This window comes from Salinispora sp. H7-4 (assembly GCF_013416675.1).
GTDB lineage: Bacteria > Actinomycetota > Actinomycetes > Mycobacteriales > Micromonosporaceae > Micromonospora > Micromonospora vitiensis.
In genome coordinates this window covers 327663-347080 of the sequence record NZ_JABZED010000002.1, presented here as the reverse complement: position 1 = coordinate 347080, position 19418 = coordinate 327663, and the positions used below count along the sequence as shown (strand labels likewise).

General features: G+C 70.3%; 19 protein-coding genes and 1 riboswitch. Of the genes, 9 read left to right on the top strand and 10 right to left on the bottom strand.

Annotation, left to right across the window (positions count from 1 at the left end):
• The first annotated feature begins 20 nt into the window (after window positions 1–20).
• The gene (locus H0524_RS01655; RefSeq protein WP_180197061.1) at window positions 21–821 is read left to right on the top strand and encodes a DedA family protein; all 801 of its coding nucleotides are present in this window, start codon (window positions 21–23) and stop codon (window positions 819–821) included.
• Window positions 822–846: 25 nt separating this feature from the next.
• Here H0524_RS01655 and H0524_RS01650 read toward each other — a convergent pair whose 3' ends face one another.
• A complete protein-coding gene (locus H0524_RS01650) occupies window positions 847–2283 on the bottom strand; it encodes a glycine hydroxymethyltransferase (protein ID WP_180197060.1) in 1437 nt (478 codons plus the stop codon).
• A 31-nt stretch (window positions 2284–2314) separates the two neighbouring features.
• Window positions 2315–2405, bottom strand: a riboswitch (ZMP/ZTP riboswitch).
• Between the two features lie 112 nt (window positions 2406–2517).
• Here H0524_RS01650 and H0524_RS01645 point away from each other — a divergent pair.
• Complete coding sequence (locus H0524_RS01645; protein WP_018725179.1) at window positions 2518–3399, top strand: metallophosphoesterase; 882 nt, start codon at window positions 2518–2520, stop codon at window positions 3397–3399.
• A 90-nt stretch (window positions 3400–3489) separates the two neighbouring features.
• Window positions 3490–4461 carry a DNA polymerase domain-containing protein gene (locus tag H0524_RS01640; protein WP_180197059.1) on the top strand — a complete coding sequence of 324 codons (972 nt, stop codon included), beginning with the start codon at window positions 3490–3492 and terminating at the stop codon, window positions 4459–4461.
• On the opposite strand, the gene H0524_RS01635 is transcribed toward H0524_RS01640, so the two are convergent.
• Window positions 4458–5009, bottom strand: coding sequence for an Lrp/AsnC family transcriptional regulator (locus H0524_RS01635; RefSeq protein WP_026322275.1), 552 nt, complete (start codon window positions 5007–5009; stop codon window positions 4458–4460). The genes H0524_RS01640 and H0524_RS01635 overlap by 4 nt on opposite strands.
• Before the next feature lie 72 nt (window positions 5010–5081).
• Here H0524_RS01635 and pdhA point away from each other — a divergent pair, with 72 nt between their 5' ends.
• The 4 genes from pdhA to H0524_RS01615 all read left to right on the top strand — a co-directional run bounded on the left by pdhA (window position 5082) and on the right by H0524_RS01615 (window position 10188).
• Window positions 5082–6263, top strand: coding sequence for a pyruvate dehydrogenase (acetyl-transferring) E1 component subunit alpha (gene pdhA, locus H0524_RS01630; RefSeq protein ID WP_180197058.1), 1182 nt, complete (start codon window positions 5082–5084; stop codon window positions 6261–6263).
• Window positions 6263–7270, top strand: coding sequence for an alpha-ketoacid dehydrogenase subunit beta (locus tag H0524_RS01625; protein ID WP_180197057.1), 1008 nt, complete (start codon window positions 6263–6265; stop codon window positions 7268–7270). Before pdhA ends, H0524_RS01625 begins: the two co-directional genes overlap by 1 nt.
• The gene (locus tag H0524_RS01620; protein ID WP_180197056.1) at window positions 7252–8661 is read left to right on the top strand and encodes a dihydrolipoamide acetyltransferase family protein; all 1410 of its coding nucleotides are present in this window, start codon (window positions 7252–7254) and stop codon (window positions 8659–8661) included. Before H0524_RS01625 ends, H0524_RS01620 begins: the two co-directional genes overlap by 19 nt.
• A gap of 261 nt (window positions 8662–8922) precedes the next feature.
• Window positions 8923–10188 (top strand): Ig-like domain-containing protein, encoded by a 1266-nt coding sequence (locus H0524_RS01615; RefSeq protein ID WP_180197131.1) that lies wholly within the window; start codon window positions 8923–8925, stop codon window positions 10186–10188.
• Window positions 10189–10273: 85 nt separating this feature from the next.
• Here the strand turns inward: H0524_RS01615 and H0524_RS01610 are convergent, their stop codons facing one another.
• From H0524_RS01610 to H0524_RS01600, 3 genes are all read right to left on the bottom strand, one after another.
• The gene (locus tag H0524_RS01610) at window positions 10274–10651 is read right to left on the bottom strand and encodes an FKBP-type peptidyl-prolyl cis-trans isomerase (protein ID WP_180197130.1); all 378 of its coding nucleotides are present in this window, start codon (window positions 10649–10651) and stop codon (window positions 10274–10276) included.
• A 140-nt stretch (window positions 10652–10791) separates the two neighbouring features.
• Entirely contained in the window at window positions 10792–11355 is a 564-nt protein-coding gene (locus H0524_RS01605) for a DoxX family membrane protein (RefSeq protein ID WP_180197055.1), read from the bottom strand.
• 118 nt (window positions 11356–11473) lie between these two features.
• Window positions 11474–12205: a helical backbone metal receptor gene (locus tag H0524_RS01600; protein WP_180197054.1), complete on the bottom strand. Its 732-nt coding sequence runs from the start codon at window positions 12203–12205 to the stop codon at window positions 11474–11476.
• Window positions 12206–12252: 47 nt separating this feature from the next.
• On the opposite strand from H0524_RS01600, the gene H0524_RS01595 reads away from it, so the two are divergent.
• Window positions 12253–12960, top strand: coding sequence for a nitroreductase family protein (locus tag H0524_RS01595; RefSeq protein ID WP_180197053.1), 708 nt, complete (start codon window positions 12253–12255; stop codon window positions 12958–12960).
• 25 nt (window positions 12961–12985) lie between these two features.
• Here the strand turns inward: H0524_RS01595 and H0524_RS01590 are convergent, their stop codons facing one another.
• The 5 genes from H0524_RS01590 to H0524_RS24395 all read right to left on the bottom strand — a co-directional run bounded on the left by H0524_RS01590 (window position 12986) and on the right by H0524_RS24395 (window position 18309).
• Window positions 12986–14305, bottom strand: a complete 1320-nt coding sequence (locus H0524_RS01590; protein WP_180197052.1) for an MFS transporter — start codon at window positions 14303–14305, stop codon at window positions 12986–12988.
• Window positions 14302–14880 (bottom strand): helix-turn-helix transcriptional regulator, encoded by a 579-nt coding sequence (locus H0524_RS01585; RefSeq protein ID WP_180197051.1) that lies wholly within the window; start codon window positions 14878–14880, stop codon window positions 14302–14304. The genes H0524_RS01590 and H0524_RS01585 overlap by 4 nt, the downstream gene beginning before the upstream one ends.
• Window positions 14881–15801: 921 nt before the next feature.
• Window positions 15802–16140 (bottom strand): Lsr2 family protein, encoded by a 339-nt coding sequence (locus tag H0524_RS01580; protein ID WP_018219950.1) that lies wholly within the window; start codon window positions 16138–16140, stop codon window positions 15802–15804.
• A 282-nt stretch (window positions 16141–16422) separates the two neighbouring features.
• Window positions 16423–18162 carry a DEAD/DEAH box helicase gene (locus tag H0524_RS01575; RefSeq protein WP_180197050.1) on the bottom strand — a complete coding sequence of 580 codons (1740 nt, stop codon included), beginning with the start codon at window positions 18160–18162 and terminating at the stop codon, window positions 16423–16425.
• A 15-nt stretch (window positions 18163–18177) separates the two neighbouring features.
• Complete coding sequence (locus H0524_RS24395) at window positions 18178–18309, bottom strand: hypothetical protein (protein ID WP_255435729.1); 132 nt, start codon at window positions 18307–18309, stop codon at window positions 18178–18180.
• A gap of 145 nt (window positions 18310–18454) precedes the next feature.
• Here H0524_RS24395 and H0524_RS01570 point away from each other — a divergent pair, with 145 nt between their 5' ends.
• The gene (locus H0524_RS01570; protein WP_180197049.1) at window positions 18455–19417 is read left to right on the top strand and encodes a hypothetical protein; all 963 of its coding nucleotides are present in this window, start codon (window positions 18455–18457) and stop codon (window positions 19415–19417) included.
• Window position 19418 lies beyond the last annotated feature (1 nt).

Here is a 19418-nt window from a genome sequence, read left to right as displayed (position 1 = left end):
GAGTTCGTACCGTATAGCGCATGCCTCGAACCGTGCACGCCCTCCTCGCCGCCAGTACCACCGCCAGCCCGGCCGAACCCCCTCAGGACGGCCTGGTTGGGCACGTGATCGGTCTGGTGGAGCGGCTGGGAGGGCCCGGCGCCGGCCTCGCCGTGGCGCTGGAGAACCTGTTCCCGCCGATTCCCAGCGAGGTGATCCTGCCCCTGGCCGGGTTCGTTGCCGGCCAGGGACGGATGAGCGTCATCAGCGCGATCTTCTGGACCACGTTGGGCTCGCTGGTAGGTGCGCTCGCGCTGTACTACATCGGTGCGGCATTGGGGCGGGACCGGATGCGCGCCATCGCTGCCCGGCTTCCGCTGGTGAAGCTGAGCGACGTCGACAAGACCGAAGAGTGGTTTCTCCGGCACGGTGTCAAAGCGGTGTTCTTCGGCCGGATGATTCCGATCTTCCGAAGCATGATCTCGATCCCGGCCGGGGTGGAGCGGATGCCGGTGTGGACCTTCGTCGTCTACACCACCATGGGCAGTCTGATCTGGAACACCACCTTCGTCATGGCCGGTTACCTGCTCGGTGACAACTGGCATCTGGTCGAGGAGTACGCCGGGGTGCTTCAGAACATCGTCATCGTGGCCTGCGTGGCGGGGCTCGGCTGGTTCGTCGTCACCCGGCTCCGCCGGTCCCGGACGACCGGGGGAGTGCAGCCCAACGGGCCGGAGGACGAGTTCCCCGCGTCGCTGCCGCCCGTCGATGGTGTCCCCGACCCGCAGGGCCGGGGAACTCTCTACCGGAGTAGCTGGTCCGAGGACACCACCGTGCGCTGACACCTCCGATCGAGGCGCCGGCGGGCTAGCCGAGGTCGATGGCGGGATAGAGGGGGAAACCGGTGAGCAGGTCGCTGGCCTGCTTGCCGACCCGGTCGGCGACGTCCGGGTCCAGCACGTACTTCGCCTTCGACGGGGTGCCGTCGGCGTTCGTCCCGGGTGCGGTCCGGCTCAGGACGGTGTGGATCAGCTCGGCAGTGGCGTCCAGCTCGGCGGTGCCGAAGCCGCGGGTGGTCAACGCCGGCGTACCAACCCGGATCCCGGAGGTGTACCAGGCGCCGTTCGGGTCCTGCGGGATCGCGTTGCGGTTGGTGACGATGCCCGAGTCGAGGAGCGCCTGCTCGGCCTGCCGGCCGGTGAGCCCGTACCCGGTCACGTCGATCAGCGCCAGGTGGTTGTCGGTCCCGCCGGTGACCAGCTTCGCGCCCCGACGCTGCAACCCGTCGGCCAGGGCCTGGGCGTTGGCGACGATGCGCCCGGCGTAGTCGACGAAGTCGGGACGCCGCGCCTCGGCGAGCGCGACCGCCTTGGCCGCCATCACCTGCGGCAGCGGGCCGCCGAGCACCATCGGGCAGCCCCGGTCGACCTGCCCGGCGAGTTCCGGACCGCAGAGCACCAGGCCGCCACGGGGCCCGCGCAGCGACTTGTGCGTGGTGGAGGTCACGATGTGCGCATGTGGAACCGGGTCGAAGTCACCGGTGAAGACCTTGCCGGCGACCAGCCCGGCGAAGTGGGCCATGTCCACCATGAAGGTGGCACCGACCGAGTCGGCGATCTCCCGCAGGATCCGGAAGTTGACCTTCCGGGGGTACGCCGAGTAGCCGCCGACGAGGATCAGCGGCTTGAACTCGCGAGCGGCCTCGGCGACCCGGTCGTAGTCGATCAACCCGGTTTCCGGGTCGGTGCCGTAGCTGCGCTGGTCGAACATTTTGCCGGAGATGTTCGGCCGGAAGCCGTGGGTGAGGTGACCTCCCGCGTCCAGCGACATGCCCAGCATCCGCTGGTTGCCCAATTCCCGGCGCAAGGCGAACCAGTCGGCCTCGGTGAGGTCGTTGACATGTCGGGCCTGGGCGCGCTTGAGCGCCGGCGACTCGACCCGGTCGGCGAGGACCGCCCAGAAGGCGACCAGGTTGGCGTCGATCCCCGAGTGCGGCTGTACGTAGGCGTACGGTGCTCCGAACAACTCCCGGGCGTGCTCGGCGGCGAGCGCCTCGACGGTGTCGACGTTCTGGCAGCCGGCGTAGAAGCGACGGCCGACCGTACCTTCGGCGTACTTGTCGCTGAACCAGTTGCCCATGGCCAGCAGCGTCGCGGGGGAGGCGTAGTTCTCGCTGGCGATCAGCTTGAGCGACTCACGCTGGTCGGCCAGCTCGGCGCGGATGGCGGTGGCGACCCGCGGCTCGACGGCACCGATCACCTCGAGGGCGCTGCGATAGGCGGTGGACTCGGCGTTACCCGACATGTGACCTCCTGGTGAACGTTCCCGGTGGACGTGTGGAGGCCCAGGCGCTCGGCGTGCGTCCGCGTGGTGGGTCGTTCCCCGATGGTGCTCCATCCCAAATCGCGCCAGTCCCGACCCGAGGGGATCCTACCGGGTTCGCGGTGCGGCGCCCGGCCGACGTTCCTCCGCCGTGCCCGGCGGGGCAGCCCCGGATCGAAGATCGACGGCGGTGGGCAGCGCGGCTAGGATCGGCACATGGCGGGGCCGGGCGAGCGGGCGGACGGTCGGGGAAGTCTGCTCGCAATCAGTGATCTGCACGTGCGGCACGCGGAGAACCGGACGGTCGTCGAGCAGCTCCGCCCGGAGTCGGCAGCGGACTGGCTGCTGGTCGCCGGCGACGTGGGAGACACGGTTGCGCAGGTCGAATGGGCGCTGCGGCTGCTGGCTGCCCGGTTCGCGAAGGTGCTCTGGTCGCCCGGCAACCACGAGCTGTGGAGCCTGCCAGCCGACCCGGTGCCCCTGCGCGGCGCCGCCCGCTACGCCCACCTGGTCGAGCTCTGCCGGGAGCTCGGTGTCGTCACACCGGAGGACCCGTACCCGGTCTGGGAGGGGCCCGGCGGCCCGGTCACCGTGGCACCGCTGTTCCTGCTCTACGACTACAGCTGGCGCCCCGAGGGCCTCGACACGTCGCAGGCGGCGCTCGCCGAGGCGTACCGGACCGGGATCGTCTGCACCGATGAGTACCTGCTGCACCCCGACCCGTACGAGAGCCGGTCGGCCTGGTGCGCCGCCCGGGTCGCCGGGACGGCCCGGCGGCTGGCGGAGCGGGACCCGGCGCTGCCGACGGTCCTGATGAACCACTGGCCGCTGCGTCGTGAGCCCACCCGCATTCTCCGCTATCCGATCTTCGCGCAGTGGTGCGGCACCGAGGCGACGGCCGACTGGCATCGGCGTTTCGATGCGGCCGCGGTGGTCTATGGCCACCTCCACATCCCGCGCACCACCTGGTACGACGGGGTGCGCTTCGAGGAGGTGTCGGTGGGCTACCCCCGGGAGTGGCGGCGCCGGGGCGGGCCGTCGGGCCAGCCGCGCCGGATCCTGCCGGCGCCGGCCGGGTCGCCACCGACCGCCTGGTAGCCGTTCCTTCGCCGGGCGCTGTCGGATCCGTGCCGCTGGCGATGCGCGTCCGACCCGGTGTGCGCGGCGGATCACGGCTACGGTGTGGGCGTGGCGACGCCGGCCGAGCAGATCCGGGTGGGACGGCGGCTGGTCCGCGTCTCCAACCCGGACAAGCCCTACTTCTCCGAGTTGGGGCTGACCAAACTCGATGTGGTGCGCTATTTCCTGGCGGTCGGCGAGGGCATCCTGCGCGCCCTGCGGGACCGGCCGACGATGCTCGAGCGGTGGCCGCGCGGCGTCTTCACCGGTGCCAAGATCGCGACGCGGGCGGACAACCGCGGGGACGCCTTCTTCCAGAAGCGGCTGCCGGCGGGCGCTCCCGACTGGGTTCGCACCGCGCACCTGACGTTCCCGAGCGGTCGCAGCGCGGACGAGCTCGCGCCGAGTGAGCTGGCCGTGGTGGCCTGGGCGGTCAACCTCGGCACGCTCCGGTTCCACCCGTGGCCGGTGTCCCGACCTGATGTCGAGCGACCAGACCAGCTCCGCATCGACCTGGATCCGCTACCCGGGGTCGGGTTCGACCAGGTGGTCCCGGTGGCGCACGAGGTCCGCGCGTTCCTCGACGAGCTCGGGCTGGTGGGCTACCCGAAGACCACCGGGGGACGAGGGTTGCACGTCTACCTCACCATCGAGCCACGGTGGGGCTTCGGTGACTGCCGCCGGGCGGTGCTGGCGTTGGGTCGGGAGATCCAGCGCCGTCGGCCCGACCTGGTCACCACCACCTGGTGGCGGGAACAGCGGGATCGGCCGGTCTTCGTCGACTACAACCAGATGGCCCGGGACCACACGATGGCCTCGGCGTACTCGATCCGGCCCACCCCGGCGGCGCTGGTCTCCGCCCCGGTGGCCTGGACCGAGCTGGACGATGCCCAGCCGGAGGACTTCGACATCACCACGATGCCGGCCCGCTTCGCCGAGCACGGCGATCCACACGCGGGCCTGGACGAACGGGCGTATTCGCTGGAGCCGTTGCTGGAGCTGGCCGACCGGGAGAAGCTGGCGGCGCCACCGGAGCGTTAGGGCCCCGGGCGCCTGGGGCCGGGAGACGGAGGGGACGCGGCCGGGCCCCAGGGTGACGTCTCGCCGTCGAACTCGTGGAAGACCAGCCAGGTGCGGCTGGAGAGCACCCCGGGGATGCTCTGCACCCGGGTCAGCACCACGTCTCGCAGCGTGGCGTTGTCCGGGGCCCGGACCAGAGCGAGTACGTCGTGCTCGCCGCCAACCAGCGCGGCGTGCTCCAGGTAGCGCACCTGGGCCAGCTCCGCCGAGACCTCCCGCCAGGTGTTCTGTTCGATGGTGATGGCGATGTACGCCGAGGTACCCAGGCCGGCGGCCTCCGGTGTCACCCGGGCCCGAAAGCCGGTGACCACACCGTCGCGCAGCAACCGCTCCATCCGGGCGTAGGCGTTGGTTCGGGAGATGTGCAGGCGTGCGGCGAGCGTCCGCACCGACGTGCGTCCGTCCCGGACCAACTCGGCCAGGATGCGGCGGTCCACATCGTCCAGCGGCCGGGCCGATCGTCCCGGCCCGGTCGCCGCCGCCCCACCTGGGCCGGACTCTTGGCTCATCGCGGTACCTCCCCTAGGCCAACCATCCTGCGTTTTCGCCGGTTCTTGAGTCAATCATCCGACCACAGGAGCATGGGCGCACCAGATGTCCAGGAGGTACCCGCCGTGACGACCACATCCCGGGCGGTTCGCCGAAAGTCTCGACCGGCCGCGCCGCCGGACCCGGCCCGCCCGTTCCTGCCCACCCCTGAGCAGATTCGCCTGCTCGACCCCGCTGGCACTCCGCTACCGGCGCACCCCGACTACCCGGTGCCCCCGGTGGAGACGCTGGTCGAGCTGTATCGCCGGATGGTGCTCGGCCGTCGCTTTGACCTGCAGGCCACCGCCCTGACCAAACAGGGTCGGCTCGCCGTCTACCCGTCGGCTCGGGGCCAGGAGGCATGTCAGGTCGGCGCGGTCCTCGCGCTGCGCGACGAGGACTGGGTGTTCCCGACCTATCGCGAGTCGATGGCGTTGACCGCCCGGGGGATCGATCCCGTCGAGGTGCTGACCCTGCTGCGCGGCGACTGGCACTGCGGTTACGACCCGGCCGTCCGGCGTACCGCCCCGCAGTGCACCCCGTTGGCTACCCAATGTGTGCACGCCGCCGGCCTCGCCTACGGCGAGGCGTACCAGGGCCGGGACACAGTTGCACTGGCCTTTCTCGGCGACGGCGCCACCAGCGAGGGTGACTTCCACGAGGGGGTCAACTTCGCCGCCGTCTTCAAGGCGCCGGTCGTCTACCTCATCCAGAACAACGAGTACGCGATCAGCGTGCCGCTGTCCCGGCAGACCGCCGCACCCAGTCTCGCGTACAAGGGCGTCGGGTACGGGGTGCCCAGCGAGCGGGTCGACGGCAACGACCCGGTCGCCGTCCTCGCGGTGCTCACCCGGGCCGTGGCGCACGCCCGTGCCGGCCACGGCCCTTTCCTGGTCGAGGCGCACACCTACCGGATGGAGCCGCACACCAACGCCGACGACGCTGCCCGCTACCGGGACGCCGATGAGGTGGCGAGCTGGCAGGACCGGGACCCGGTCGTCCGGCTGGAGACCTACCTGCGGGACCGGGGGGCGTTGGACGACACCACCGTGGCGCGGGTGGCCGCGCAGGCCGAGGAGTACGCGGCCGACCTGCGCGAGCGGATGCACGACAAGCCGACCGTTGACCCGTTGACGCTCTTCGACCACGTCTACGCCGAACCAACGCCGCAGCTGGTCGAAGAGCGGGAGCAGGTTCGCGCCGAGTTGGCCGCCGAGCAGGAGGGAGCCGGGTGATGGCAAGCATGACCATGGCGAAGGCGCTCAACGCCGCGCTCGCCGACGCGATGCTCGACGACGATCGGGTGGTCGTCTTCGGCGAGGATGTCGGCCAACTCGGCGGCGTGTTCCGGATCACCGACGGGCTGGCGGCCCGCTTCGGCGACAAGCGCTGCTTCGACACTCCGCTCGCCGAGGCCGGCATCGTCGGCTTCGCGGTCGGCCTCGCCATGTCCGGGCTCCGGCCGGTGGTGGAGCTGCAGTTCGATGCGTTCGGGTACCCGGCCTTCGAGCAGATCGCCTCGCACGTGGCGAAGCTGCGTAACCGTACCCGGAGCGCGCTGACCGCGCCGATCGTGATCCGGATCCCGTACGCCGGTGGCATCGGCGGGGTGGAGCACCACTGCGACTCCTCGGAGGCGTACTACGCCCACACCCCCGGTCTGAAGGTCGTAACCCCGGCCACCGTGGCCGATGCCTACTCGCTGCTGCGTTCGGCGATCGACGACCCGGACCCGGTCATCTTCCTGGAGCCGAAGAAGCTCTACTTCGCCAGCGCCGAGGCGCAGCTGCCGGCCCGGACCGAGCCGTTCGGCCGCGCCGTCGTCCGTCGTCCGGGCACTGACGCCACCCTGGTCGCGTACGGGCCGGCGGTGCCGGTGGCCCTGGCCGCTGCCGAGGCAGCCCAGGCGGAGGGCCGGGACCTTGAGGTCGTTGACGTACGGACGATCGTGCCGTTCGACGACGGCACGATCACGGCGTCGGTGCGGAGAACGGGCCGGTGTGTGGTGGTGCACGAGGCCCAGGGCTTTGCCGGGGTCGGTGCGGAGATCGCCGCGCGGGTGCAGGAGCGTTGCTTCCACTCCCTGCACGCGCCGGTGCTGCGGGTCGCCGGGTTGGACATCCCGTACCCGGCGCCGATGCTGGAGCACACCCACCTGCCGTCGGTGGATCGGGTGCTCGACATGGTGGCCCGCCTCCAGTGGGACGACCAGCCCGACGAGCGGTGGGTGACGGTCGGATGAGTGAGCGAGTCTTCCTCCTGCCGGATCTCGGGGAAGGGCTGAGCGAGGCGGAGATCGTCGAGTGGCGGGTCGCCGTGGGCGACACGGTGACGGTGGACCAGGCCGTCGTGGCGGTGGAGACCGCCAAGGCGGTGGTCGACGTGCCCTGCCCGTACGCCGGACGGGTGGTGGCCCTGCACGGCGCGGCGGGCGAGGTGCGGCCGGTCGGCCAGCCCTTGATCACCATTGCGTCGCTGGCGGCGGTCGAGGCGGATGGTGCTCATGGGGGCTCTGGTGGGCCGGTGGTCAACCGCGAGCCGGCACAGGACGGCTCCGGGAACGTCTTGATCGGGTATGGGACCGGCCACGGCGGAGCGGCTCGCCGACGCCGGCCCCGGGTCGCCCCGACCAGTGTCGTGTCGACTGGCACTGCTCCGACCGGCACTGCCCCGGGTGGCGGCCCTGGGCCAGCCGGCGAGAGCGTTCGGGTCATCTCGCCGATCGTGCGGCGGCTGGCGAAGCAACGCGGCGTTGACCTGGCCGCCCTGCGTGGTACCGGCCGTGGTGGCGTGATTCGCCGGGCTGATGTGGAGGCCGCCACCCTGGCTCCGGTCACCGTGCCCGCCGCGAACGCCGTGCCCGCCGCGAACGCCGTGCCCGCCGCGAACGCCGTGCCCGTGGCGAACGCCGTGCCGGCAGTGGAAGCCGTGCCCGCCGACGGCGATGTGATCGTGCCGTTGACCGGCATCCGCAAGGTCATCGCCGACAAGCTCTCCCGCAGCCGGCGGGAGATTCCCGAGGTGACGATCTGGGTGGATGCCGACGCGACCGCCCTGCTGGAGACCCGCGCGGCGATCAACGCGGCCACCCCGGCCGAACCGGTGAGCATCCTGGCGCTGCTCGCCCGGATCTGCCTCGCTGGGCTGCGGCGATTCCCCCAGCTCAATGCCCGGGTAGACAGTGGGGCGCAGCGGATCGTCCAGTCCGCCGGGGTGCATCTGGGCATCGCGGCCCAGACCGACCGAGGGCTCGTGGTTCCGGTGCTGCGCGAGGCGCAGCGGCTCACCACGGCCGGGCTGGCCGCCGCGCTGGCCGAGACCACGGCGGCGGCGCGGGCTGGCACGCTGCCACCGAGCCGGCTCACCGGCGGGACGTTCACGCTGAACAACTACGGCGTGTTCGGGGTGGACGGGTCCACACCGATCATCAACCATCCGGAGGCGGCGCTGCTCGGCGTCGGGCGGATTGTGGACAAGCCGTGGGTGGTGGACGGGCAGCTTGCGGTACGCAAGGTGACGCAGCTCAGCCTTACTTTCGATCATCGGGTCTGCGACGGCGGGGTGGCCGGTGGCTTCCTGCGGCATGTCGCGGACTGTGTCGAGCGGCCAGCGGTGCTGATCGCGAACCTCTGACCAGGACGCGGGGCCGGTAGGGCCCCGCGTTCCGGGCTCCACCGCACGTTGGAGTGAATTCGGACGAGCGGTCCCAAACGGCTCGGATATGAGCGGTGGACCTGATCGGGCAGGCTCGGAACAGAAAGTACAAAGCCGTAAAATGGGGCGATAATTGCGCCGCCGAATTTGCTGAAAATCCGTTCCCCGGGTGGCGCGGCGGAGAGAATGTGGCGGAGGAGGCGATCAACGGGGGGTGCGCACATGACAATCAGGCGGCGAATGACGCTGCTCACGGTAACTGTCGCGGCCGTGTCGGTGGCGCTCGGCGGATGCACCGTCGGCAAGCGCGAGGAGGCCCGACCGGCTCCGCCGGAACTGACCGTGACGCCGGCCGACCGGGCGACAGACATCCCGATCAGCGCCGAGGTCGGCACCGCGGTCAAGGACGGGACAATTACCGCGATCCGCGTCACCGACGACACGGGGGCCGAGGTCAAGGGAGAGCCCCGGGAGGATGGCTCGACCTGGGTGCCGAGCGCGCCGCTAACGCCAGAACGGACATACACGGCCGAGGTGACTGCTACCGGTAGCTCCGGTAAAACAACTACCACTCGGAAGACCACCTTCACCACCGGGCCGAAGTCCACGAAACCGGCAATTACCAGCACGTTGTATTTCGCGGATGACCGGACGTACGGAACCGCTATGCCGGTGACGGTCGCGTTCGATCCGCCGATTCCGGAGGAGGCCCGGGCGACCGTCCAGCGGCGCTTGTTTGTGCGGACCAATCCGTCCCAGCCCGGGGCGTGGTCCTGGGTATCCGACGGCAGCCAGGTCTACTACCGGGCGCCAGACTTCTGGCAACCGGGTACGACGATCAGTTTCCGCGCCGGTTTGGAGGGCCTGCCGATCGGTGAGGAGTACGTGGGCGACGCCGACCGGCGGGCGACCTCGAAGATCGGTCGCCAGGTCGCCTTGGAGATCGACAACGAGACCAAGCAGATGTCGGTGTTCCAGGACGGAAAGCTGCTGCGGGAGCTACCGGTGAGCCTCGGCAAGCCGAGCACGCCGACCTCCAGCGGGAAGATGGTGATCATGGAGAAGCATGAGTTCACCACCTTCGACACCCGTGGCTCGGCGGACCCGTACGTGGTGGATGTCGAAGATGCGCAGCGGTTGACCTGGCAGGGCGAGTTCCTCCACGGCGCGCCCTGGTCGGAGGGCGTTCAGGGGTACCGCAACGTCTCCCACGGCTGTACCAACCTATCGGCCGGCAGCGCCGACTGGCTGATGGGCGTCACCCAGGTCGGCGACCTGGTGACGATCAAGGGCACCGAGGTGACGTTGGGCGAGGGCAACGGCTGGACCGCCTGGAACGTGAGCTGGGAGGAGTACGTCAAGGGCAGCGCCCTGCCCGTACCGTCCAGCCTGAAACCAAGTCCGGCCGCCCCGAACCCGGGTGCGGTGGCCGGCGGCTCTCCCGCACCGGTGCCGTCCGAGGGTAGCGGTTCCCCTGCTCCGGAGCCCTCCATGAGCGGCGGCTGACCGCCGGCGCTGCGGTGACGAGTAGGTCCCGGGCGTTCCCTCCGATGAGCCGGAGGGAACGCCCGGGCCCGGTTGGTCGGACCGGTCAGCGGAGGCCGACCAGGTCAACGACGAAGACCAGCGTCTCGCCCGGCCGAATGACGCCACCGGCGCCGCGGTCGCCGTAGGCGAGGTGCGGCGGAATGGTCAGTCGCCGTCGGCCGCCGACCCCCATGCCGACCACCCCCTGGTCCCAGCCGGCGATGACCCGCCCGCCACCGAGGGGGAACTCGAGCGGCTCGCCGCGGTTCCATGATGCGTCGAACTCACGGCCCGTGGAGTGGGCGACACCGACGTAGTGGACGCGGGCGACCTGCCCGGCCTGCGCCTCCGCGCCCTCGCCGACGGTGATCTCCTCGACGAGGAGGTCGCTCGGCGGGGCGCCCTCGATCGGTCCCACCTCGGGCTTCGTTGCCTGGTTCACCAGCGTCTCCTGTTCTTCGTCGTCCTGCCTGACCTGCCCGATCCTGCCGGATCGCCGCTGGCCGACCGCCAGGGGGCGGGTAACCACGCTGGGCGGGCGCCACCACCGGTGACGCCCGCCCAGCATGGTTACCGAGATCGTCAACGGAGCCAGGGCATCCGCCGTACGATCGGGAGTCCGGCCCAGGCTCGACCGAGACCCCAGGTGTCACCGGCGTTGAGCAGGGCGATGACCGCCAGCACCGCGGCGTAGATCAGGTGGTCGTCCATGAACGGGTTGTTCGACGGCGGCAGGGCGGCCGTCCACATCAGGACCATGAGTAGTCCGCCGGTCGCGGCGGCGACCCGGATGCCGATCCCGAGCAGTAGGGCGGTGCCGATGGCCGCCAGGCCGATCATGAACAGCCAGTCGGCCCAGGCCGCGCCCGCGATGCTGTTGTAGAAGCCCTTGAACGGGCCGGTCGCGCCGAAGCTCAGGAAACCCTTCGTCGGGCTGCCGCCGTTGATCCAGGCACTGTCGGCTTCGGTCGCCCGCCCCAGCCCGAACAGCTTGTCGAGAAAGGCCCAGAGGAAGATCCAGCCCAGCGCCAGGCGGATGCCGGCCAGTACGTGGCGGGCGGCTCGCCCCGGCCCGGTTTCGACCTGGTTCCGGTTGCTGGTGCTCTCGGCGGCGTTCCGCTTGGTGGTTGCGGTCATCGTCTCCACGCCCCTTCCTGCTGGTGCCTCGAATCGCACTGCCTGTGGCGCTTCAATTGGATCGCAGCGGTAATGGGCGCGAACAGGGTCAGGTGGGGTTCGCCGGCCGGGACCTTGGGCCTGTGGGTCAACCCGCCGGGTGGGTGACCGGTGCCGCCAGCTGGGCGGCCAGGACGGCGGGCGCCTCCACCAGGGACGGGCCGTACCACGTCAGGTGCCGACCAGAGACGAGGGCGCACGCTAGCCCGGGGAATGCCTCCGGTCCATCATCCACAGTGAAACGGTATGGCTCGTCGGGCAACACGACCAGCGCAGGAGCCCGGCCGCGTAGCTCGTCCAGAGACGGCCGAGGATACCGCTCGGCGTGGTCGGCGTACAGATTGGTCAGCCCCAGCCGCCGGAGCACGTCCCCGGCGAACGTGTCCCGGCCCAGCGCCACCCACGGGCGCCGCCAGACCGGCACCACGGCACGGCGCGGCGACCGGTCCGCGGGCAGGTCCGCCCAGCCGCGGCGGGCGGAGACCAACCACCCGGGCTCACCCGGCGCACCCAGCTCGGTGAGGAGCTCGGCCAGCTCGGTGAGCGCCCCATCGACGGTACGAGGGTAGGTGACCCGCACCGGCACCCCCGCCGCCGCCAGGGCGTCCGCGTCCTCGCGCCGGTTCTCCTCGACGTTGAGCAGGACCAGATCCGGCCGGAGCGCGCGGACCCGGTCCAGGTCCGGGTACTTGCTGCCGCCGACCCGGGGCACCTCCAGCCCCACCGGGTGGGTGCACCAGTCGGTGGCGCCGACCAGCACCCCGGGCAGCGTCAACGCCACCGCCTCGGTCAGCGACGGCACCAGTGACACCACCCGCATCCGCTCCGCCTCCTGTCGGCCGTTGCGTCGATCATGCCGGCGCGGGAGTGGCCACCGCCACCCGGGCGGCCGACAATGGCCGGATGTCGCCGAACCGTGCTGAGCAACCCCCCGCCGTCCGACCGCTCTCCGACTACGGCGTGCCGCCTGCGGCGGCGCTGGCCCGAGTACGCGGGTTCGCCGAGGCGATGGTCCGGCGCCGTACCGTGCGGGACTTCAGCGAGAGGCCGGTCCCGGAGGGCGTGCTCGAGCACGCCCTGCGGGCGGCGGCCTCGGCACCGAGTGGCGCGAACCGGCAGCCGTGGCGGTTCGTGGTGGTAACCGAACCGGAGCTCAAGCGGCGGCTGCGCGTCGCCGCGGAGGCCGAGGAGCGGGTGTTCTACGAGCAGCGCGCCCCGCAGGAGTGGCTGTCGGCGCTGGCGCCGCTGGGAACGGACGCGAGCAAGCCGTTCCTGGAGACCGCCCCAGCGGTGATCGTCGTCTTCGAGGTCCACCGCGGCCCACAGAGTCCCCGCCCCTACTACGTCAAGGAGTCGGTGGGGATCGCGGTCGGGCTACTGCTCGCCGCGCTGCACCAGGCTGGCCTCGCCACCCTGACCCACACCCCGAGTCCGATGCGTTTCCTCAACGAGTTGCTGGACCGGCCGGCGGAGGAGCGGGGAAACCTGATTATTCCGGTCGGCTACCCGGCGGCGGGGGCGACCGTGCCGGACATCTCCCGCAAGCCGCTGGACGAGGTGGTCGTCTGGCGCTGATCTGGGGCGCGGTTGTCATCGTTGATCACCGGAGCGGTAGGGGACTGCACCCACGGTGCGCCCCGCGCTCGGCAGGCTGGGCCACGACCGACGTGGGTAGCTCCACTCGCTGACGCAACGGGCTCGCGCCGAGAATCGCCCAACACGACACGTACAGGATCAGCATGGCCCACATCGTGGGACGAAGGCCGATCACGGAAGCAAGGACACCACTCAGCAACGCGCCGAGGGGGATCGTGCCGTAGTTGACGAACATGGCGGTGGACACAACCCGACTGAGCAGGTGCGGCGGGGGGTAGGTCTGGCGGAAGCTCGCCGAGACCACGCTGCAGACCATCACGCCGGTGGCGAGTAGGAGCGACCCGACGACGAACAGCACGAGCGTCCAGTCATTACCAACTGTCGGTATCAGGAGTCCGAACGGTGCAGCGGCGAGGTGGCTGAGCAGGATGCTGCGTGCGGTGCCCAGTCGCCTGCAGAGTGGTCGGGCGATGATGGCGCCGAGGATGCCGCCGAGGGCGCCCGTGCTGACGAGTAGGCCGGTGAGCCCGGGGGTGACCCCCACCTCCCGGACGAGGAAGAGCACGAGTATGGACTGGTAGCCGATCAGGGTGAGGTTGGCTGCGGACCCGAACACGGTGAGGGTGCGTAGGTACGGATCTCGCAGCGTGAAGCGGAGGCCCTCGCGCACCTCGCGTAGCAGCGACGGGCGGGTGGTCAGCCGCGGTTCCGGGGGCTGCCCCGGGGCCCGGATCAGGGCGAGCATGAGGGTGGCCAGCAGGAAGGTGGCGGCGTTGACCAGCAGACCGGTGACCGCGCCGAGCCACTGGGCGAGCAGACCCCCGACGCCGGGACCGGCGACCTGGGCGGCGGATGCGCTGCCCTGAAGCTTGGCATTGCCCTCGACAAGGTGACTCGGTCCGACCAGCTCCGGCAGATAGACCTGGTAGGCGGTCGTGAAGAAGACCGAGGCCACCCCGGCAAGCAGCCCGACCGCCAACAGGTGCGCGACGGTCAACACGTCGAGCACCGCCGCGAGGGGGATGCTGGCGAACGCACCAGCCGACACCACGTTGCAGGCCAGCATGACCGTACGGCGAGGCAGCTGCCCGACCCAGACACCGGCCGGCAGGCCAAGCACCAGCCAGGGCAGCCACACCGAGGCGGTGAGCATAGCGACGGCGAACGCGCTCACCTGCAACTCAACGACGCCGATCAGGGGTAGTGCGACCGTGGTGACGCTACTGCCGAACTTGCTGGCGGTTTCCCCCAGGAACAACAGCCGAAAGTCTCGATCCGCGAGCAGGCCCCAGCGGGCAGGTAGGCGCTCTGGTGTGGACCTCACGGAGTCGCCGGGACGGTGTGGGCGACAGCCAACACCGATTCCCGCTGTTGTCCGTCGTCCGGGACCTCTCGGTTCGCCCAGCGGGTGAGCACCTCGGTCAGCTCGTGTGCTACCTGGCGGGTCTCATCGGCGGTCAGTCGTAGCCACGTCTCGGCGGAGACAGCGCACCCCTCGTGCCAGGCGGCGTCATAGGTACCTCGCTCGGCGAGCCACTGCCGGAAGAACGCCCCCTGACGGTCGAACACCATGGTGCCCACAGCGTGTGCAACCGCTTCGGACAAGGCGTCGGCATCGAAGTCAACCCGGCTCCAGCGCACGTCCGCGGAGACAAGACGCCACCACCGCTCCCGGCGGTTTCTGGCCAACTCCGGTGCTTCCTCGATGAGGTCGGCCGAGGCCAGTACGCGAAGGTGGTGGCTCACGTTACCGACCGCCTGGTTGATCGCCTCGGACAGTGCGCCGACCGTAGCGGGCCCTTCCAGTTTGAGCACGTCGAGCAGGCGCTGTCGTGCCGGATGGGCCAGTGCGCCGAGTGCCTGGATGTTTCGGATGTGTCGCGTCGGTCGAGAGTCCATGCCGGGAGACTAACAAGAATTCTTGTTAAAGGAGTGTTGTGCAATTGCTGTAGTGGAAGCTCGGGCCTGCCGGGGCTGCGTCGATGCGCATGCCAACTGAACGGAGGGGCGCATCCGCCCGGGTTGCTGGTTGGCCTGGCGGGCTCGTCCGCCCGCGCGGATCACCTCAACAACTGGCATTGGCCGATCGCTCGGTATCGACCCTCCCGGGGCGCGACCGGTGGTGCTCCGCCGTGTCGTGTCGCCAGATGCTCCTGATCCGGCCGGCGTGGGAGCTATAGACCGCATCTGATGGCCGGCCGCACGGCCTGCCGCAAACCGCTAAACCCGCATGGCCCAGCAGTGACTCGGCAAAACCGAGGGCGATGCAGAGGGCGACGACGAGGAGGGATGTGGCCGAGATCTGGCGGGGGATCGGTCTGCCCGGGGAGCGATCCGGCAGTCGACATCTATGCTCTCGGGGTTGATTGCTGCTTGTGCAGCATTTGGAGCATATCACCCAGCATCGATAGAGTCGGGCGGGTGGAGTCACTGTCGTTCGTCAACAGGGATCACGCTATCGCCGATGCGGGCAGTCGGCTTGCTGCGCTCATCATGGGGTCCTTAACTGACTGGCCGGCACCGGCTGCAGCCAAGTCCGGCGGTGGACTGGTATGACCCCGAGCCTCGGTCACGGTCGAATGTCGGCGAGCCCGGATCAATTCAGCTACCGGGCGCCCGTCAGTGGTCCGGCGATTCCGGTCCCGCGCGGTCGATTCCGCAACGTGTCGGTGCCTGGTGGAGCGCGCCCGGTCGGGGGACCGCCGGCAGGCATGGTGGTGAGCGCGGGGCGCGGCACTGGCGGCAGGTCGTTGGCCGGCGAAAAGGCGGCGGGGCCGTGCCGGACTCGGCACGGCCCCGCTCGGGCGGGTACCCGGGCGCTCAGCGCTTCTTGTACGCCTCGACGACCTCCACCGGGATGCGACCGCGCTCAGAAATCTTGTAGCCGTTCTGCGCGGCCCATTCCCGGATCGCGCGGTTCTGCTCCCGGTCAATTCCGGTACTGGTGCCCCGTCGCAGCGCCCGCGACGTGTCCACGCCGCCCCGGCCGATCCTGCGGCCGGCGCTCAGATACGGATCCAGCGTCTTCCGGAGGATGCCCGCATTCTCGTCGGACACGTCGATGGTGTACGCCACGCCGTCCAGGCTGAACTCAACGGTCCGATCGGCTTTCCCGCCGTCGAGGTCGTCAGTCAGAACCGTGATTACTTTTCTTGCCATGGCCGATTACTCCCTGTGTGGGGGCGGGGTGTGGGTCAAAGTTTGACCTATCGCCGGGCATTTTCGCAACTAAACGCGTCGACTTCATTTCGGGGGAGGCGAAATCTGGTGCCGAATCGCATGGTGACAACCGAAAACACCTCGGGCGCACCAATGCCGACCACCGTTGGCCGGCTGGTGCGCCCGGAGTTGGTAGCACGCGGTGGCGAGGAGCCGATCGCCGCCACCAAGGGCCGGTAACAGGCCCCGTCAATGCCAGGGCGTTGGCGACCGCGCGCCCGCTCAACGGTGCTGCCGGTGGCGGTCACCCCCGTCGGTGTCCCGGTCGCGGCGAACGGTTGCCCGGCGTCCCTTGATGGTGCTGCCGCGCAGGCCCGAGATCACCTCGTCGGCCAGCCCCGTCGGCACCTCCACCAACGAGAAGCGGTCTGCGATCTCGATCGAGCCGATGTCCCGTCCGTTCATGCCGGTCTCGCCGGTGATCGCACCGACCAGATCCTGTGGTCGGACCCCGGCCCGCCGGCCCAGCCCGACGAAGACCTGGGTGGTGCCGGCGCTCCGGGGCCGTCCTGGCCGACGCTCCCCCCGGCCCTCCTGTCCCGGTCGGCCGGTCCGGGGTGGGCGAACCGCGATCTGCGGGATCTCCTCTTCCTCCTCCGGTGCGCCCGGCAGGGTGGCCTCGTGGGCCAGGCGTACCGCGGCGAGGGCGACCTCCATCAGGTCGAATTCGTCGCTCAGCGACTCGACGATCACCCGGAACGGCTCCAGGTCGTCTTCCAGTAGGCTCTCCCGCAGCGCCGCCTGGGTGAGTTCCAGGCGACGATTGCGCAGGTCCGCCACGGTGGGGATCTTGTCGATGGTGATCCGTTGGCCGGTGACCCGCTCGATGGTCTTGAGCATCCGGTGTGCCCGCGGCTCGGCGAGAGTGATCGCCACCCCCTCCCGGCCGGCTCGCCCCACCCGGCCGATCCGGTGCACGTACGACTCGGGCGCCGACGGGACGTCGTAGTTGACGACGTGGCTGAGCTGTTCGACGTCCAGGCCCCGCGCTGCCACGTCGGTGGCAACCAGCAGGTCGGCGGTGCCGGCGCGCAGTCGGCCCATCACCCGGTCCCGCTGCTCCTGACTCATCCCGCCGTGCAGCGCCTCGGCCCGGTAGCCGCGACCGTTCATCGTCTCGGTGAGCCGGTCAACCTCCTCCCGGCTGCGGCAGAAGACGATCGCCGCGGTGGGGGACTCGACGTCCAGCACCCGGCCCAGCGCGGCGGGTTTGTGCGCCCGGGCCACCAGGTATGCGCTCTGCCGTACCCGGGGTGCCTCACCCGCTACCGGCTTCTCCCGCGCGATGAGGATACGGACCGGGTCGGTCAGATACGCCCGGGCCATGCCGTCGATGCGGGCCGGCATTGTCGCCGAGAACAGCACGGTCTGCCGCTGTTCCGGTGCGTGTTCCAGGATCGCCTCGATGTCCTCGGCGAAGCCCATGTCCAGCATCTCGTCGGCCTCGTCCAGCACGACGGTGCCGACGTCACCCAGGCGGAGGGTGCCACGAGCGATGTGGTCGAGTGCTCGGCCGGGCGTGGCCACCACGATGTCCACGCCGGCGTCCAGAGCCCGCAGTTGCCGACCGATTGGCTGGCCGCCGTAGATCGGCAGCACCCGGGTACCAAGTTCCTTGCCGTACCGATGGAACGCCTCCGAGACCTGCACTGCCAGCTCTCGGGTGGGTACCAGCACCAGCGCCACCGGATCGGCGGTCGACCGGTCGGCGGGCATCCGTTGCAGTAGCGGTAGGGCGAATGCGGCCGTCTTGCCGGTGCCCGTGGCAGCCTGGCCGAGTAGGTCCCGTCCGGCGAGCAGGGGAGGGATCGCCTCCCGCTGGATCGGCGTCGGTTCCTCGTAGCCGAGCGCGGCGAGCGCGGCGAGGAGTTCGTCGCGCAGGCCCAGGTCGACGAAGGCGGTCGCCTCGTCGGCAGTGGACGGTTCGGCAGTTGGATCTGGCCTAACGGGTGCGGAGCTCATGCGTCAAGCCTTTCATCACGACTCGGGGCCCGCTTCGCCGACCGGCACATCATTGCGTCGGCCGATGCTGCGGCGGGTGGCGGCGCGGTTGCGAACCTGGGTGGCGGGGCTGCGGGCCCCGCCGGATACCTGGCTGGCTGTCCGCATGCTGGTGCTTCGATCCTGTCCAAGCTGTTTTAGCTTCTTGACGGGGAAATGGGAGGAATATTCGACCCAGTGTCCGCTAGAGGTGATTAGGTTGTCACGCAGAGTGACGCATCCTGGCGGGTGATGGCGGGAGAGGGGGCCGACGATGCGTGTGCCCAGCCGAAGTCCGGGCCAGCAGCCCGGCCCGTCCATCCCAGCTGCTCCCGCCCGCCGCACGGCGGCAGACGTGTCCCGTCGGCTGCCGGCTGGCGAGCCGGACCTGGACGCGTACCGAGCGGCCGTCGCCGACCTGCTGATCGAGGTGGGTGCGCTCGCTGGGGCCGCCAGCACCGTAGCCCGGCAGGTGCTGATCGACCAGCGGCTGCGCGAGCCGGCCATCGCGGCGGTGCTGGATGCCACTCCATCAGGGCTGGTCGGCGCACGCGAGACGCTGCTGTTGGAGATGGCTCGCTACCAGCCGAGCGAGCGCAGTTCCGCGGCTGACCTTACCGCCCTGGTCCGGATCTACCTGCTCTCGCGCATCGACGTCATGTGGTGGCGCGACGCGCTCACCTACCGCACCGACGAGCAGGTCAACCAGAGCACCGACCTGGTTGACCTGGAGTGGCTGCGCCGCCGGGACCTGCTGCGCTTCCGCTACCAGGAACAGCCGGCCACGATCGTCGAGCGCGGAATGCGGGCACTGCGGCACCGAATCCGCCCCGGCGCCGCTCCACAGACCGCCGGGTTGCTGTTCCGCCGATCCCGCCGGGAGATGGTGGCACTACTCAACGACATCGCCCGCGAGTTCGCCGCCCACGCCCCCGCCGGTACCCCGCCGCTCTGGGTGACCAGCCTGGTACGCAGCGCGGAGCACCAGTACCGGCTGCGCCAGCTCGGGTACGCGGCAGTGCTGCCCAGCGGGCACTGCCTCGGCTGGGCCGCGGATGTGGAGATGAACTGGTTCGACCGCTTCGGAGCCCGGGACGTCCTCGCCGAACTGCTTCTCGCCCGGCAGCGGGTGGGCGAGGTCAACGTGGTTGACGAGGGGCAGGCCTGGCACCTGTGTCTGGCGCCCGGGGCGGGCGGTCGACTGCGTCGGGCATACGAAGCCGAGCTGGGGGTCTGAA